Origin of the sequence: Thiomicrorhabdus marina (assembly GCF_017571465.1) — a bacterium.
Lineage (GTDB): Bacteria > Pseudomonadota > Gammaproteobacteria > Thiomicrospirales > Thiomicrospiraceae > Thiomicrorhabdus > Thiomicrorhabdus marina.
Genome location: NZ_JAGETV010000016.1, coordinates 15,454 through 32,043 on the forward strand (window position 1 = coordinate 15,454; position 16,590 = coordinate 32,043).

The 16,590-nt window shown below is 44.4% G+C and carries 18 protein-coding genes; 8 read left to right on the top strand and 10 right to left on the bottom strand.

Annotation, left to right across the window (positions count from 1 at the left end; translation table 11 throughout):
* The first annotated feature begins 112 nt into the window (after window positions 1-112).
* The gene (locus J3998_RS08980) at window positions 113-829 is read left to right on the top strand and encodes a hypothetical protein (protein WP_208150324.1); all 717 of its coding nucleotides are present in this window, start codon (window positions 113-115) and stop codon (window positions 827-829) included.
* A 30-nt stretch (window positions 830-859) separates the two neighbouring features.
* On the opposite strand, the gene J3998_RS08985 is transcribed toward J3998_RS08980, so the two are convergent.
* Window positions 860-1,141 (bottom strand): hypothetical protein, encoded by a 282-nt coding sequence (locus tag J3998_RS08985; protein ID WP_208150325.1) that lies wholly within the window; start codon window positions 1,139-1,141, stop codon window positions 860-862.
* Between the two features lie 164 nt (window positions 1,142-1,305).
* Here J3998_RS08985 and J3998_RS08990 point away from each other — a divergent pair, with 164 nt between their 5' ends.
* Both J3998_RS08990 and J3998_RS08995 read left to right on the top strand, forming a co-directional pair.
* Window positions 1,306-1,506, top strand: a complete 201-nt coding sequence (locus tag J3998_RS08990; RefSeq protein WP_208150326.1) for a hypothetical protein — start codon at window positions 1,306-1,308, stop codon at window positions 1,504-1,506.
* Between the two features lie 275 nt (window positions 1,507-1,781).
* On the top strand, window positions 1,782-2,648 hold the full coding sequence (locus J3998_RS08995; RefSeq protein WP_208150327.1) for an alpha/beta hydrolase: 867 nt from the start codon (window positions 1,782-1,784) through the stop codon (window positions 2,646-2,648).
* A gap of 67 nt (window positions 2,649-2,715) precedes the next feature.
* Here the strand turns inward: J3998_RS08995 and J3998_RS09000 are convergent, their stop codons facing one another.
* The 7 genes from J3998_RS09000 to orn form a co-directional block, all read right to left on the bottom strand.
* Window positions 2,716-3,009, bottom strand: a complete 294-nt coding sequence (locus J3998_RS09000; RefSeq protein ID WP_208150328.1) for a HigA family addiction module antitoxin — start codon at window positions 3,007-3,009, stop codon at window positions 2,716-2,718.
* Window positions 3,009-3,287 (bottom strand): type II toxin-antitoxin system RelE/ParE family toxin, encoded by a 279-nt coding sequence (locus tag J3998_RS09005; protein ID WP_208150329.1) that lies wholly within the window; start codon window positions 3,285-3,287, stop codon window positions 3,009-3,011. The genes J3998_RS09000 and J3998_RS09005 overlap by 1 nt, the downstream gene beginning before the upstream one ends.
* Before the next feature lie 143 nt (window positions 3,288-3,430).
* Window positions 3,431-4,051: a hypothetical protein gene (locus J3998_RS09010; RefSeq protein WP_208150330.1), complete on the bottom strand. Its 621-nt coding sequence runs from the start codon at window positions 4,049-4,051 to the stop codon at window positions 3,431-3,433.
* A 308-nt stretch (window positions 4,052-4,359) separates the two neighbouring features.
* Complete coding sequence (gene ilvC, locus J3998_RS09015; protein WP_208150331.1) at window positions 4,360-5,376, bottom strand: ketol-acid reductoisomerase; 1,017 nt, start codon at window positions 5,374-5,376, stop codon at window positions 4,360-4,362.
* Between the two features lie 80 nt (window positions 5,377-5,456).
* Entirely contained in the window at window positions 5,457-5,951 is a 495-nt protein-coding gene (ilvN, locus tag J3998_RS09020; RefSeq protein ID WP_208150332.1) for an acetolactate synthase small subunit, read from the bottom strand.
* Window positions 5,952-5,961: 10 nt separating this feature from the next.
* On the bottom strand, window positions 5,962-7,665 hold the full coding sequence (locus J3998_RS09025) for an acetolactate synthase 3 large subunit (RefSeq protein ID WP_208150333.1): 1,704 nt from the start codon (window positions 7,663-7,665) through the stop codon (window positions 5,962-5,964).
* A 309-nt stretch (window positions 7,666-7,974) separates the two neighbouring features.
* Window positions 7,975-8,532 (bottom strand): oligoribonuclease, encoded by a 558-nt coding sequence (gene orn / locus J3998_RS09030; RefSeq protein ID WP_208150334.1) that lies wholly within the window; start codon window positions 8,530-8,532, stop codon window positions 7,975-7,977.
* Window positions 8,533-8,593: 61 nt separating this feature from the next.
* Here orn and J3998_RS09035 point away from each other — a divergent pair, with 61 nt between their 5' ends.
* From J3998_RS09035 to rsgA, 3 genes are read left to right on the top strand one after another with little or no spacing between them, the layout of a single operon-like run.
* Window positions 8,594-9,844: a M48 family metallopeptidase gene (locus J3998_RS09035; RefSeq protein WP_208150362.1), complete on the top strand. Its 1,251-nt coding sequence runs from the start codon at window positions 8,594-8,596 to the stop codon at window positions 9,842-9,844.
* 23 nt (window positions 9,845-9,867) lie between these two features.
* Window positions 9,868-10,224, top strand: coding sequence for a 4a-hydroxytetrahydrobiopterin dehydratase (locus tag J3998_RS09040; protein WP_208150335.1), 357 nt, complete (start codon window positions 9,868-9,870; stop codon window positions 10,222-10,224).
* 33 nt (window positions 10,225-10,257) lie between these two features.
* Window positions 10,258-11,283 (top strand): ribosome small subunit-dependent GTPase A, encoded by a 1,026-nt coding sequence (gene rsgA, locus J3998_RS09045; protein ID WP_208150336.1) that lies wholly within the window; start codon window positions 10,258-10,260, stop codon window positions 11,281-11,283.
* A gap of 18 nt (window positions 11,284-11,301) precedes the next feature.
* Here the strand turns inward: rsgA and J3998_RS09050 are convergent, their stop codons facing one another.
* Window positions 11,302-11,481 (bottom strand): hypothetical protein, encoded by a 180-nt coding sequence (locus J3998_RS09050; protein ID WP_208150337.1) that lies wholly within the window; start codon window positions 11,479-11,481, stop codon window positions 11,302-11,304.
* 314 nt (window positions 11,482-11,795) lie between these two features.
* On the opposite strand from J3998_RS09050, the gene J3998_RS09055 reads away from it, so the two are divergent.
* Window positions 11,796-12,101, top strand: a complete 306-nt coding sequence (locus tag J3998_RS09055; RefSeq protein ID WP_208150338.1) for a c-type cytochrome — start codon at window positions 11,796-11,798, stop codon at window positions 12,099-12,101.
* Window positions 12,102-12,291: 190 nt separating this feature from the next.
* Window positions 12,292-12,591 carry a c-type cytochrome gene (locus tag J3998_RS09060; protein WP_208150339.1) on the top strand — a complete coding sequence of 100 codons (300 nt, stop codon included), beginning with the start codon at window positions 12,292-12,294 and terminating at the stop codon, window positions 12,589-12,591.
* Between the two features lie 71 nt (window positions 12,592-12,662).
* Here the strand turns inward: J3998_RS09060 and J3998_RS09065 are convergent, their stop codons facing one another.
* On the bottom strand, window positions 12,663-16,529 hold the full coding sequence (locus J3998_RS09065) for a DUF3683 domain-containing protein (protein ID WP_208150340.1): 3,867 nt from the start codon (window positions 16,527-16,529) through the stop codon (window positions 12,663-12,665).
* Window positions 16,530-16,590 lie beyond the last annotated feature (61 nt).

Sequence of the window (16,590 nt, forward strand, 5' to 3'; positions counted from 1 at the left end):
AAAGCTGAATACTTGCCATAAAACATTCTCTTAATATTTTTGTCATCAATTGTCGTCCCCGCTAAAAGCAACAAACCAGTACAATGGCAAAAACCTAAAAGGATGATGTTATATGAAAAGTCTACTCGCCCAGCCATACAATAAAACTTTACTCCGTATCGGCTGTGGCATTGCTCTCAGTATTTCTAGCTTTTCCGCCCTTGCCCAACCGCAACTCAGCGATGACGATAAAAACAAACTACAGCAAGCACAAAACTTAGCTTTATGCGCCGCTTTAGGGAATGACGTACAGCAAAAAGAATACGCCGGTAAATTGCTTGATTTTTTGGAAGAAGGCAATCAAAAAGATAAAAAATTTAGCCGTGAACAACTCATCGATATGAGTACGACAAAGATTGAACAGTTAAAAAGGAACTTCGACACCTACAGCGTGACTAGCCGAGATAAACTCTTCAACAAAGTTTGCCCGACTCCAGCCAAGATGGATGATAACTTTCAAGGCTTGGGCATTGCCGAGCTGCCAAACGAACTGCAACAACAAATCACTGACATAGCCAGTTGCGCACTGTTATCGGAATCAATTAAACGTCATCAACAAGCGCAACAACTAACCGCTGCCAACACAATGATTGTCGCTGGTGCGGGAGTTAATGGTCGAAATGAAGCCGTTCGTCAATTAACTGGTCTACATGAAAAGCTCATCACCGAGTTTAAGACCAAAAAACAAGATGAATTAAAAGTTCTATTTGAGAATAGTTGTAGCGCCGTACAAAAATTACAACAACAACGAAAAAATCAGCAGGCTGCTATTCAGGCTCAAGAAAAATAACAAAAGCGCGAGTAACAATCACTCATCGTATTAAGCACTCTCTTCCTGTTCAGGTTTCGATTTAGTTTTAGCGAAACCTGCCCCTTTTTTGGTTTTTGCCTTTAAACCAAGCGCTTCAACAATCGCCTTATAATCCAAACCCGCCTGTTGCATCTCGACAAAACAAACGGCTATCACGGCGATAGTGTTTGGCACCTCGCCTTTCTTTTTATACGACTGCAAATTCTTATCGCTGACCTTAATCAACTTACTGAATTTAGGCAACGTAATATCAGCATCCAGCAGATGCTTTTTAAACTCAATAAAAGTCATTTTGCCCACTCCATACAGACGATTTATCGACAACCGTTTTTAAGCCATTATAGCCTTCCCAATAAAATCAGATTTGCATTTCATATAAAAATCGTTACCATTGGTAATAATTTATTACCAATAGACGTAATAAATTACTAAAAAATGAAAATAAGGAAGTCAAAATGTCTAAAGCGATCAAGAAAAAAGCCATTAAAAAAGCATCAACTAAAGCAACCATGAAGCTTGTTAAAAAGAACGACCTGAAAAAGAAAAAAGCCGCTGGCGTCATCAAAAAAGCAACCAAAAAAGTGGTTAAAAAAGGCCTATCTAGCCAGAAGAAAATGAAAGCTGCCGTTAAGAAAGCAGTGAAAAAAGCAGCCTAATTTCAACGCCTGCTAAAACAGCAAAGCCAGCTTTACGCTGGCTTTTTTATTTGGCTGACAAACGTAATCAAGCAAAACCAGTACATTCAATTAGGGAATTCATCTACCCAAAATAGTATTCAACCTTTAAAGCACTGAACCCCCAATAAACAACTTCGGATAAAGCCAATATTGATAATCAAGCGCCACCAAAATCAGCGCAACACGCAGCATTACCGCATCCAAAATCATGGATGTAGCGTATCTAAAGCTAAAGACTTTTTAAGTGGAAGGTTATGCGAAACATTACATTCTGGTCATTCATTTTAAGCACTCCATTCTGGCTTACCGCGTGCAGTGGCGTACAAATTTTAAATAATCTAGCACCAAGAATCGGGATTGAACGAATTGCTGACATCGACTTCCAAAATAAGCCACACAGTCTGCAATTAGATATTTACCGTCCAACCGGCAACCTGAAAAAAGACATGCCGGTTGTCATTTTTTATTGGGGAGGACGCTGGCAAGAAGGCGATAAATCGATGTACCAATTTCTTGGTCGTGAATTGGCGAAGCAAGGAATTATTACCGTCATTCCTAACTACCGTCTATGGCCGCAGGTTGGTTATAAAGAATTCCTAAGCGATTCCGCCGACGCCCTAAATTGGGTTCATGCACAAATCGAAAACTACTTCGGCGACAGCAACCGAATTTTCGTGATGGGACATTCTGCCGGCGCTTACAATGCGGTAATGTTGGCGCTAAACACACCCTTCAATCCCAATCCGCAACGCACGCTAGCCGGAGCCATTGGCATTAGCGGACCGTACGATTTTTTACCTTTTGCCGATGATGAACAAGATCTAAAACAGATCTTTGCACCCGCCAAACAATATGCCGACTCGCAACCAATCAACTGGGTCGACGGAAAAAATGCCCCACTATTGCTGATTCACAGCCTTGACGACGACATTGTTTACGCCAAAAACAGCCAAAATCTAGCCCATAAAATTGAAGAACATGGCGGCCAAGCCGAACTCCTACTCACGAAAAACCTGTCACACGCCATGAGCATTGGCGTTGTATCCAACCTTCTAGCTTGGAAAGCCCCAACCACTGAACGAATTATTGACTTCATCGCTAAACAAAACCAACAGAACTAAAAAAGCCAGCATTTAGCTGGCTTCTTCATCCACTGCTGCGTAGGAACCAAACCTAGAAACGTATAAATTACGCAAAAGAGGTTTGCAGCGGATGTAAATTATCTAAATCTACTTTTTGACGAGCCGCCCATAAATCGTATTGGTCTTGCAGGTTTAACCAACTCTCTGGACTACGCCCTAATACCTTAGACAAACGTAATGCCATTTCTGGCGAAATACCACTCTGCCCTTTAATGATTCTGTTTAACGTAGAAGCCGACACATTCAAATGCCGCGCCAAAGCACGAGTCGTAAGGTTTAGAGGTTCTAAATAGGTTTCGGCAATAAACTCACCGGGATGCGGCGGTGCAAACATTAACATTAGTGATAATCCTCATAATTCAAAATATAAGCATTGCCATCGACAAACTCAAAAGTGATACGCCAATTACCATTTACCGTAATTGACCAAACACCTTCCCTATCACCCTTTAGAGAATGCAAACGATAACCGGGTAAATCAATATCTTCTATCTCGGTTGCCGAATGAATTGCCGCCAAACGCATCTGCAATTTTCGTGCGTGTTCCGGCTGAATGCCTTTACGACTTCCAGAGACAAAAAACCTCTCTAACCCTTTATGCTTAAAAGACTTAATCATCTGACCATTGTAGCGCAACACGCAACACATTGAAAATCAAAAAAGCCAGCATTTAGCTGGCTTATGCGTTCCCACGCAGGAGCGTGGGAACGAGATATAGGCAAAAGCAATCGAGTCTCCCCTTTCGCATTGACTCCTTCGCTTTATTGATAGAACTTCTTTTGTTCAGCACAGAATTTATAACGTTGATAATCATCTGAGAGACCTTTATTTTCAATGAAACTATAAATAGGAAGTTCTGTTTTATCTTTATAAATATAAGCAAATAAATAAGAATAAACTTCCCATTGAAACAGAATATTATCGGTAATAATTTTATCTACAATTTTTCTGTCATAAACATTCAACTCAAGAAGCTCTATTGCTTCATTTATTCCAAAAATTCTCTTTAATAATTTCTCAAAAAGTTCTTTTTCCTTTTCAAAAATATTTTTCAAGGCTTCATCAAATTGACACGCTTCACCATTACTACCAACAGTATTTTTTAAGCTCTGAACATATAATTGAAATTCTATATCGACACGACTAAAGTCTGAACGTAACTCCATCGTTCTTGCTAATCTTGCCTGATTCTTATTTTCATTTATTGTTTTTAATGCAAAAAACGCAGCCACCATTGATGCAAGCATTGCTGTCAATGCTGTAAATAAACCAGTTTTGCCAATTTCAATCCAATCATTAATATCTGAATGAAAATATAAAGGAACACTTAAAGTAGCTCCGAAAGCCATTCCCCACACTATCAAAACCGCATAAAAAGTCATTACATAAATACCTCAAACGAAATTACTTCTAGATTATTGCATACTTTTATACCACCCTAAAAGGAGATAGTTTGTTCGACTTCAAGGCGCTTTTTGGTGACGTGTACAAGTAGTACACGAACCAACTTCCAACAAAGAAATCAGGAAAACAAGCCGTTAAAAACAAAAAACCAGCACTAGGCTGGTTCTTTCTAAAACTTTTTTCGAGGCGTTTTTTGTCAAGGTCAAGGCGCTTTCTGACGACGTGTACAATGAGTACACGAGTTAGAAAGCAACGCAGAGATTGGCAAAACAAGCCTAACGAAAAATTAGTTTTTGTCTTGGTCGATGATTTTATTCGCTGCAATCCAAGGCATCATAGCGCGTAGTTTTTCACCTACTTGCTCGATTGGGTGTTCAGCGTTTAGACGACGCATTGCCGTCATTGATGGGTATCCCGCTTGACCTTCAAGGATGAAGTTCTTAGCGTATTCACCAGTCTGGATGTCTACAAGTGCTTGACGCATTGCTTCACGAGACTCTTCGTTGATTACGCGTGGACCAGTAACGTACTCACCGTACTCAGCGTTGTTTGAGATTGAGTAGTTCATGTTCGCGATACCGCCTTCGAACATTAGGTCAACGATTAGTTTAAGTTCGTGTAGACACTCGAAGTATGCCATTTCTGGCTCGTAACCCGCTTCAACTAGTGTTTCGAAGCCCATTTTAACTAGGTCAACCGCACCACCACAAAGTACTGCTTGCTCACCGAATAGGTCAGTTTCACACTCTTCACGGAAAGTCGTTTCTAGGATACCAGTACGACCACCACCAACAGCAGAAGCGTAAGATAGAGCGATGTCACGTGCAGAACCAGACGCATCTTGTTCAATCGCGATTAGGTCAGGAATACCACGACCAGCAACGAACTCAGAACGTACCGTGTGACCAGGCGCTTTTGGCGCGATCATGATAACGTCTAGGTCTTTACGAGGAACAACTTGGTTGTAGATGATTGCGAAACCGTGAGCGAATGCTAGTGCAGCACCTTCTTTGATGTTTGGCTCGATTTCGTTTTTGTAAAGATCTGCTTGGAACTCATCTGGAGTTAGGATCATTACTACATCCGCACCAGCAACCGCAGTAGGAACGTCAGCAGTTGTTAGGCCGTAACCTTCTGCTTTTTTCACAGAAGAAGAACCTGGACGTAGACCAACAACAACGTCTACACCAGAATCTTTAAGGTTCGCCGCGTGCGCGTGACCTTGTGAACCGAAACCGATAACGGCAACTTTTTTACCTTGGATGATTGATAGATCGCAGTCTTTATCGTAATAAGCTTGCATGTTTTATCCTTAATTTAGGGCGGACAATTGGTTCCGCCGTAAGTTACATAAAAATTGAATTTGAATTCGTTGTCAGTCGATTAGCTCAACTGCAGGCATTTTTCACCGCGCAGAATCCCCATGGTTCCAGAACGTACTGTCTCTAGAATCAGACCTGAGTCGAGAATATTGATAAATGCGTCAAGCTTATTGCTGTCGCCAACCATCTGAATCGTGTAGGTGGTTGAAGTGACATCAATAATATCGGCACGGAAAATATCCGCTAGACGCTTGTATTCTTCACGCATATCGCCGGTCGCCGCGACTTTAATTAACATCAGTTCACGCTCGATGTGCGCACCTTCCGTTAAATCCAACACCTTAACCACGTCAATTAGACGGTTAAGGTGTTTGACGATTTGTTCAATCTCTTGCTCGGTACCGGAGGTAACCAAAGTCAGACGAGACAAGGTTTCGTCTTCGGTCGGCGCTACCGTCAGCGCATGGATGTTATAACCACGCGCCGAGAATAGACCGGAAACACGAGACAGCGCACCGGATTCGTTTTCCATTAGCATTGAAATAATATGTTTCATCGTCTCACCCCTATACCAAGATCATTTCATTCAAACCGGCACCCGCTGGAATCATTGGGTACACGTTTTCTTGTTGATCGGTAAGGATGTCTACAAATACCAAGCGATCTTTGTATTTATCCGAGAACACTTCATCCAATTGCGTTTGCATGGTTTTCGGGTCTTCGATGCGGACACCAACATGACCGTAAGATTCCGCTAGTTTGACGAAATCCGGCAGTGATTCCATATAAGACATCGAGTAGCGACGCTCATAGAAGAATTCTTGCCACTGACGAACCATACCGAGGAAACCGTTGTTCAAGCAGATGATTTTAACCGGCAGACCGTACTGTAGGCAGGTCGACAGTTCTTGAATATTCATCTGGATTGAACCTTCACCGGTAACACAGATACTGGTCGCATCCGGATGTGCCATCTGCACCCCCATCGCAGCCGGTAGACCGAAGCCCATGGTTCCCAAACCACCCGAGTTAATCCAACGACGCGGCTTATCAAACGGATAGTATTGTGCTGCGTACATTTGGTGCTGACCAACGTCAGATGATACATAGGCATCACCGTTGGTAGATTTCCAAACCGCTTGCATCGCAGCCTGTGGCTTGATTTTCGAACCAGTCGTGTCGTAGCGTAGGCAGTTTGTCGCACGCCACTCTTCAATCTGTTTCCACCAATCAGCCAAAGCCGCTTCGTCTTTCTCTTGTTTGGTGTTATCCAATACTTGAATCATTTCGGTCAAGACTTGCTTAACCGGCCCAACAATTGGAATGTCCACAATCACGTTTTTCGAAATCGACGCCGGGTCGATATCAACGTGAATGATTTTTGCGTCCGGACAGAATTTTTCTAGATTACCGGTTACACGGTCATCAAAACGCGCACCAATGGCGATGATGACATCAGAATGGTGCATCGCCAAGTTGGCTTCGTAAGTCCCGTGCATTCCCAACATACCGAGCGCTTGCGGGTCTGATGCTGGGAAAGCACCTAAGCCCATTAACGTTTGGTTAATCGGGAAGCCAAGCTTACGCGTTAGCGTTGTCAGTTCCTCAGAAGCGTCACCAAGAATGACACCACCACCGGTATACAGAATCGGACGTTTTGCAGAAAGCATCATTTCCACGGCTTTCTTAATCTGTCCACTATGGCCTTTCGTTACAGGCAAATAGGAGCGTATATCAACTTCTTGTGGATAGACATAGTTGCTTTTGGCGTTTTGAACATCTTTCGGAATATCAACGACAACTGGGCCTGGTCGGCCAGTTGTAGCTAAATAGAACGCTTTTTTGAGCGTATCAGCAAGATCGTTAACATCCTTGACCAAGAAGTTGTGTTTTACGATTGGTCTGGTAATCCCGACGGTATCGATTTCTTGGAACGCGTCCAAGCCGATTAAGCCGGTTGGCACCTGACCGGTAATGCATACCATAGGAATCGAATCCATATAGGCAGTCGCAATACCGGTTACTGCGTTAGTCGCACCCGGGCCGGAAGTTACCAAGACCACACCTGGTTTGCCTGTAGAGCGTGCATAGCCATCTGCCGCATGGACAGCTGCTTGTTCGTGACGTACCAAAATATGATTTAAAGTGGTCGCGTCCGTATCTAGGGCATCGTAAATCGGCAGAACAGCTCCACCCGGATACCCCCAAATATGCTCTACGCCCTCATCTTGCAAAAAGTGTACAAGAGTCTGGGCACCAGTCATTTCCACAACAATGGTCCTCTTTAGGTTAAGGGAAACACAGAATAAATCTGAATGCCTTTCAGACGATAAGATCCGGTTCCGTGTTTCCAAAGCCGAGTCACTTTGAATTGGTTGGTAAAGTGACTCGGATAAAAAACTTTCGTTTCGACAAAATTGCATGTCAAAACAGTAAACGCGAAATTATATAGGAAATAAAAAGGCATGAGAACCGTAAGCGGTTCTTTTTTCATCTATTTTTTCTATCGAAGAAGATAAGTTGGTGTGTTTTATGTCATCCCATCAATTGCGATGACATAAAACCGAGAGTGGCGAGTTTTATTTCTGCTGGAAAGCGTCGGCAAAAAGGCCTTTACGATAATGGTTTAACTCGTCGATAGACTCCAAAATATCGTCCATCGCCAAGTGACTGCCTTGTTTCTGATGCGAAGAATAAACTTCCGGCGCCCAACGGCGCGATAATTCTTTCAAGGTACTGACATCCAAATTACGGTAATGAAAAAATTCTTCCAGTTTCGGCATGTGCTCGACCATAAAACGGCGGTCTTGGCAGATAGAATTACCGCACATCGGCGATTTACCGGCCGGGACATAGTCACTTAAAAAATCGATGGTCTGCTGTTCGGCCTCTTGCATAGCAATTTCACTGGCCTGCACACGTGCCGTCAAACCGGAATTGCCGTGATGCGTTACACACCAATTATCCATTTTATCCAGCTCCGCTTGTTCGGTCTGAATCGCAATCACCGGCCCTTTCGCCAAGATATTCAACTGGCTATCAGTCACGACCGTGGCGATTTCGATAATGGTATGCTGTTTCGGGTCAAGCCCCGTCATTTCCAAATCAATCCAAATTAAGTTGTTATCTGACTTCATATTTCTGCTCTTTTCCCTAAAATAGGCAACTATCTTAACTCATACAAAGAGAATCGTAATGATGAACTGGATTACCTCGGTGTTTTTGTTTGCACTGATTTTGAATCTACTGATTGAACTGTGGCTGAATATCAAAAACCAATTCCATATCGGCGTAAACCGTGACAAGGTTCCGGAAGATTTTTCCGCCGTGGTTAAACTCGACGACCATCAAAAAGCCGCCGATTACAGCCGAGCGAAATTACAGCTTGGCCGATTAGGGCTTTTCTATGATGCGGCTATCATTTTATTTATGACCCTCGGCGGCGGCTTCCAAGACATCTATAACCTCTGGGCCAACAGCTCGCTTGACCCGATTTGGCGCGATGTCGCCTTCCTAATCAGCACCTTATGGTTCTTGTCGATTCTACATCTGCCGTTCACCATTATGAGCACCTTTAAAATCGAAGCACAGTTTGGATTTAATCGCACCACACCAGCAAAATTCGCCAGCGACTTAGTCAAGCAATGGGCGCTTGGATTAGTACTTGGCCTGCCAATTATTTGGGTAGTGGTGTCGATTATGAACGCTTATATCAACGATCTATGGTGGCTATATACTTGGGTGGTTTGGATGGGCTTTCAACTGGTCTTGATGTGGGCTTACCCAAAATGGATTGCGCCGCTTTTCAATAAATTCACCCCACTTGAAGACGGGGAAATGAAACAGCGAATCGAAGCTTTGCTAGAACGAACTGGCTTTGAATCTAACGGTGTTTTTGTGATGGACGGTTCTTCACGTTCCGGTCACGGTAATGCTTACTTCACCGGTTTTGGTAAAAACAAACGCATTGTTTTCTTCGACACCCTACTCGAAAAACTGTCACCGGAAGAAGTCGAAGCGGTACTGGCGCATGAACTGGGTCACTTTAAACACGGCCATATTAAAAAGCGCCTGGTGGAAGCCTCACTGATGACGCTTGCCGCTCTTGCACTACTGGGCTGGCTAGTACAACAACCGATTTTCTATAGCGGCTTGGGCATGACCACTGAATCACCTGCGATAGCCTTACTACTATTTATGACCGTGGTACCGATTCTGTTCTTCTTTATCGGACCATTAAGCGCAATTAAGAGCCGTAAACATGAATTTGAAGCGGATGCCTTTGCTGCACAGCATGTTGGTTCGCAACATCTGATTTCAGCACTGCTAAAACTGTACCGTGATAACGCCAGTACCTTGACGCCTGATCCAAGCTACTCGGCTTATCACGACAGCCATCCGCCAGCAAAAATTCGTATTGATCATTTAAAAGCATTACAAAAAACATAAGAAGACTTAGAGAGAAATTAAAGATGAGCGAAAACAACGATATTCTTCAAAGCCTATTGGAACAGAATTGCACCGAAATCTCACCGAAAGACAAGGCATTGATTATCCCAAGCATTGAAAGCAATCTAAGCCATCTAGATGGCTGGGATGCCCCATTAAATTATGCGTCAATTCAAAAGACTTTTGGTTTTAAGAACTATTATCAGACGGTTTCTTTTGTGAATGCCGTGACTTATCTGGCGCAGAAACAAGGTCATCACCCGACCATCTGTTTCGGTTATAACAGCTGTGAAATCACCTTAGTGACGCACGACATCAAAGGCCTAAGCATGAATGACATGATTATGGCAGCGAAAATCAATGCACTGTACGCAGACTAAGCGAGTGCAAATAATGCAAACAAAAGGATTGGCATGGCAAAACGTCGCTTAACCCAGCAACAGCGTCGGCGCGTGACCAGCCAACGCCAAAAACATAATGACGACACCGAATTGAAAAGCGAGAGCGGCCAGCTCGGAGAAGAGCAAAACGGCTTAGTGATTACCAGCTTTGGTAAACGCGTGCTGGTCGAAGGCGATGATGGTGAGCACTACAGCTGCAAAATCCGCCAACATCTTGGCAAACTCGTCGCCGGCGATAATGTCATTTGGCGTACCGACATTGAACCCAATACCGGTGTGGTCATTTCTGTGTTACCGCGCAGCCATGAACTCAGTCGTCCCGGCTTTCGTGGGCAAACCCGTATGGTTGCCGCCAATATCGACTTTATCGGGATTGTCGCACCGGTGGTACCCGGAATTCATCCCGACATGGTTGACCGCTATCTGGTCGGTGCCGAGCAGTTAGGCATTCCGGCGATTATTATTCTCAATAAAGTCGACCTACTGGAAAGCGATGAAGACTGGGAGGCGGTCGCTGAACTGCTGACGCCGTATGATGAGATGGAAATTCCATTGATTCCGGCGTCAACCGTATCACAGCAAGGTTTAGAAGAACTGCAAGAATATATGCAAGGCAAGAATTCGGTGTTTGTCGGCCCGTCCGGTGCCGGTAAATCCTCGCTGATTAATGCCTTGATTCCAGATTTAGATATTCGAGTCGGCGCCTTATCTGAAGCGACTGGTTTAGGTAAGCACACCACCACCAACAGCATTCTGTATCACCTGCCGGCGATGGATGAAAACAACAAATATGGCGGTAATTTAATTGACTCGCCTGGGGTACGTCAGTTCAACCCGTCGCCATGCGAATTAAGTGATTTGGAAACTTACTACCCAGATTTCGCGCCCTTCCTTGGGCAGTGCAAATTCAGCAACTGTAGCCATGGCCATGAACCGGATTGTGCGATTAAGGCTGCGGTCGAAAGTGGTGACATTGCTTTCACTCGCTATCAGAGCTTCCGCCGCTTGCTGGAAGAATTCAGTCAACCCGCCCAATAACCGATGTGTTCGCGGGCTTTATAAGCCTGCAACCCAAATCGACAAGGCATACATCAAACCCATTGAACCAAACACAGCAACAATCCAAAACAGCAAAACCTTCCAAAAAGATTGCGGTTTATCGATAAAACGTAATAGCAACCAACTCAGCACCGCAATAATCAATACCACTATCCATAAACGAATCACCATTACCATCAGTCACTACTCCTATTAAATCGAAACAATTATTCTCCCGAATGACACAATAATCACAAGTTTTTTTGACCTTTGACGGACGAAATAAACCTTTAGTGCCAGCTTAAAAAAGCAGAATCGGCAGACTTTTGTCGAAAACTTTCCTAGTTTTATCAAAGGTTTTCGTCTTTCATAAGAGTTTTCTTAAGTTTTTTGCGGATAATTAAGGCTTGCTCAAGTCTCTCACCTTGACTCACCCTGCCTTTTCGAGTGTAATCTGCACCTAGGGGAAAACCCCGACCTTTTATTAATCGTGCTTTTAGGAGAGTACAGTTATGAAAAACACAATTATTGCTCTAGCTGCGGCTGGTCTTGTTTCTTTTGGTGCAGCTGCTCAAGCTGGTGACGCGGCAGCGGGTCAAGCAGCTTACGCTACTTGTGCTGGTTGTCACGGTGGTGCTGGTGAAGGCGGTGTAGGTCCTAAACTAGCTGGTCAAGCTCCTGCTGACGTTGTTGCTAAGCTGCAAAAATATAAAGCTGGCGAGCAAGTAGGTCCAATGACTTCTATGATGGCTCCAATGGCTGCTGGTCTTTCTGACGCAGACATGGAAAACATCGCTGCTTACGTTGCTGGTCTATAATTTAAACCAGTCCTAGCGATGAAAACCGCCCTCTTTACCGGGCGGTTTTTTTATGTCTGGCTTTTATGTCTATAAAAAATTTCATCGCTGGCAACTACGTATAATCGGCATTAAAACTTGATTTACCTCTTGGCAAGGCTTAAAGTCTTCACTGGAATTTATTAGCAAATATCAATATAAGGTTGTTTCTATGAAAAAGATTATTCTAGCGACTGCAGCGGCAACGCTTTTGGCTTCTACAGCAATGACAGTACAAGCCGCTCCAGCGAAAGCGGCAACGTGTGTCGGTTGTCACGGCGCAGACGGTAACAGCATGGTTCCTAACTTTCCGAAAATTGCCGGTCAGCACGCGGCATACTTAGAAAAACAACTGAAAGATTTCCGCGACGGTTTCCGCAAAGATGCAACGATGGTTCCTTTCGCTAAAGGCCTAACTGACGAAGAAATTAAAGAGCTAGCCGCATTCTACGCAGCTCAAACGGCTAAGTAATTTCATTGTACTTCGGCATTAAAAAAGGCGCTTTTAGCGCCTTTTTTATTTCTAGGGTTGAGGAAAGCCTACTAAAGCAGAATTTTCTCCACTCCACCATTTTTAAGATTATCGGTAAACATCTGTTTCCACTTCTCGCCGTTTAAGTTTTTCGCCAACTCAACGACGATGTAGTCAGTTTGCAAGCCGGTTTCACCTTCATAACGGTTCAGACCTTGCTGACAAGCCGGACAAGAAGTGAGTAGCTTAACGTTACCATCTTTAGCTTTTTCTTCGCCGGTCAAATCCTTAATCCCTTTCTTCAACTCAATCGCTTTACGGAAACGCAACTGGGTCGAGATATCCGGTCGTGCCGTCGCCAGAGTACCGGCTTCAGAACAACAGCGATCATTGAGTTGAATTTCCTCTGTTTTGAGCAAATCTTTAGCAACCGAAGTACCGTCTTTCAATTTCATTGGATCATGACACGGCGCGTGATACAGGTATTTAGTACCGGTCGCGCTTTCCAAAGAGATGCCTTTTTCTTGCAGATATTCGTGAATATCCATTAAACGACAACCCGGGAAAATACGCTCGAACTCATACTTCAACAATTGATCCATACAGGTACCGCAAGAAACGATCACCGTCTTAATATCTAAGTAGTTCAAAGTATTGGCAACACGGTGGAACAACGCACGGTTTTCCGCCGTAATCTGCGCACCCTTATCCGCTTGTCCCGCCGCGGTTTGCGGATAACCACAACATAGATAACCTGGAGGCAATACCGTTTGTGCGCCGGTTTCCGACAACATCGCAATGGTTGCCATACCGATATCACTGAACAGACGCTCCGAACCACAACCCGGGAAGTAGAATACCGCGTCCGAGTCTTCCGTTACCTTTTCCGGCTGCGAAATAATCGGCACCATATTACTGTCTTCCAAACCAAGCAGCTTACGCATAGTCGGCTGGTTCGGACCGGTATTCAACGGCTTACGTACAAAGTTAACCACCTGTTGCTGTACCGGTGCAATCTTAGACGTTTTATGCGGAATATCATCGGTCGAACTGGTTTTCACAAGTCCAAAAGATTTCGCTACATTGTGCCCTAACGTAATCATATTCGAGCTCCAACCAATCATGGTCTTACGCATCAAATTAATACTGGTCGGGTTGGTGGTGTTCAAGAAGAACAAGGCCGCTTTGGTGGTCAATGAAAAACGCTTCTTGCCCATATTGGTCAAAATATTACGCATCCGAATCGATACATCACCAAAGTCGATATTCACCGGACACGGGTTGGCACATTTATGACAAGTGGTACAGTGATCACCGATGTCATTCATCGCTTCAAAGTGTTGTAGCGAAATACCGCGACGGGTCTGTTCTTCATACAAGAAGGCTTCAATCACCTGCCCGGTCGCCAAGATTTTATTACGTGGCGAATACAACAAGTTGGCGCGCGGAATGTGGGTTTGACAAACCGGCTTACACTTACCGCAACGCAGACAGTCTTTAATGTCGTTATTCAGTTCATCCAATTCACTGGCCTCAAGAATAATCGCTTCTTGCTGTACCAAACTCAACGCTGGCGTATAAGCATTACCAAGACCGGAATCCGGCATTAGCTTGCCTTTATTGAAGTGATTATTCGGGTCGACTTCTGCCTTGTATTTAACAAAGGCATCAATCTTCTCTTTTTCCAAATATTGGATTTTAGTCAAACCGATACCATGCTCACCGGAAATTACGCCACCTAAACGGTGTGCAATTTCCATAATGCGATCCACCAATTTATCAGCCTGATGCACCATCACGTAGTTACCGGAATGCACCGGAATATTAGTATGGATATTGCCATCACCAGCGTGCATATGCAGCGCCACGAACAAGCGGGCATTGCGGATATCTGCATGAATTTTTGCCAGACGTTCTAATACCGCTTCAAAATCAAAGCCCATCAAGGTCTGTTCAATAATTTCTTTTAACTCAGTCTTATAGCTGACGCGAATATCACGGCGCAGGAACAAATCGACAATACGGTCTCCGTCGCGTAAATCAGCAGGCGTCAGTTCCGGCAGTAAATCCATATGATCCAAAGCCGGTTTTTGCAGATTAATCAGTAATGACTTCCAACGAACACGGACATTGTGCAAATGCGTCTGAATCGTGGTCAGACGGTTTTTGAAATAGTCGGCATTGGTGCCGGTCGCATTTTCAAAATCGTCTTCTTGCGTGAATTCTGGGATATCGCCATTAAAGTATTCTTGGAAAGACTCCAAAATTTCCAACTTATTGCGAATCGACATTTCGATATTAATCTGCTCGATTTCGCTGTTGTATTCATTCAACTTCTCAAGCGGAATCACCACGTCTTCATTGATTTTGAACGCATTGGTATGCGCAGAAATCGCCGCAGTACGCGAACGGTCTAGCCAGAAGCGTTTACGCGCTTCTTCCGTAACCGCAATAAAACCTTCCGCATTTCGCTTAGCGGCTAACTCAACAATCTCTTTACAGGTATTAGCGACTTCAAAACCGTTCTCGCCGCAAATATCGGCAAGCAACAGCATTTTCGGCAACTCTTTACGATCGGCTTTGGTGTTGTACTTAACCGCGCGAATATAGCGTTCGTCCAAATGCTCCAGACCCGCTAGCAGAATACCTTGCGCTTTTTTCGATTCAACGAAATCAATGACTTCGACAATGGACGGTACCGCATCACTCAAATCGGTACCAAAAAATTCCAGACAGATAGTTCGCGTAAAACTCGGCATGCGATGCACAATAAAACGCGACGAGGTGATAATGCCGTCACAGCCTTCTTTTTGAACACCCGGCAGACCACTTAGGAATTTATCGGTTACATCTTTACCCAAGCCGGCTTGACGAAAAGCCGAACCCGGAATTTGTAATAATTCGCTTTCGCCGATTTGTGTCTGACCGTCTTTTTCAAAACGACGGATTTCAAACTCGACCGTATTCTGATCTTGCAACTTACCTAGGTTGTGATTGATACGGTGAACTTCCAACCACTTGGCATCCGGCGTGACCATTTTCCACGAAGCCAAGTTATCCAGCGTCGTTCCCCATAGCACGGCTTTTTTACCACCGGCGTTCATCGAGATATTCCCGCCGATAGTCGACGCATCTTGTGAAGTCGGGTCAACCGCAAAGGTATAGCCGAAGCGTTCCGCCTGTTCGGAAACACGACGCGTCACCACACCGGCACCGGTACGAATGGTCGCAACCTTACCGATTTTCGGTAGTTCTTCCTGTTCGACCAGACTCATGAACTCCAATTTCTCGGTATTAATCACCGCAGTATGTTCATGCAAAGGAATTGCACCACCGGTGTAACCGGTACCGCCACCACGAGGAATCATGGTCAAACCAAGTTCAATACACGCTGCAACAATCTCAACCGTTTCTTGCTCGGTATCCGGTGAAATCACCAATAGCGGCAACTCCACACGCCAGTCGGTGGCATCGGTAGCATGGGATACACGCGCTAAACCGCTGAAATCGATATTATCGTCACGCGTCACTTTACGCAGACGCTTACGAACTTTTTCGCGCAATGCAATGGTTTCCGGGAACCATGCGGCAAACTTCTTAACCGCCCCGGCGACCGCAGCGGTTAAGTCCGCCGCCATTTGATTACCATCGAGACGCTTCTCAACTTCTCGCAGACGGTGACTCAAGGCATCAATCAGCGCATCGCGTCGCTTAGCGTTGTTGATCAAGTCATTTTGAATATACGGGTTGCGAGTCACAACCCACATATCACCCAAGACTTCAAACAACATTCGCGCCGAACGTCCGGTATTTCGCTCTTCACGCAACGTCTCCACCATTTGCCAACAAGATTCGCCCAAAAATCTTAGGACGATTTCCTTGTCGGAAAATGAGGTGTAGTTGTATGGTATTTCACGAATACGTTTGTTCGGAATCATTGCATTAACCTGTATTTAAATTGATTCGATTTAGTGGGTTATTTTAATCGCTAGCGCGACT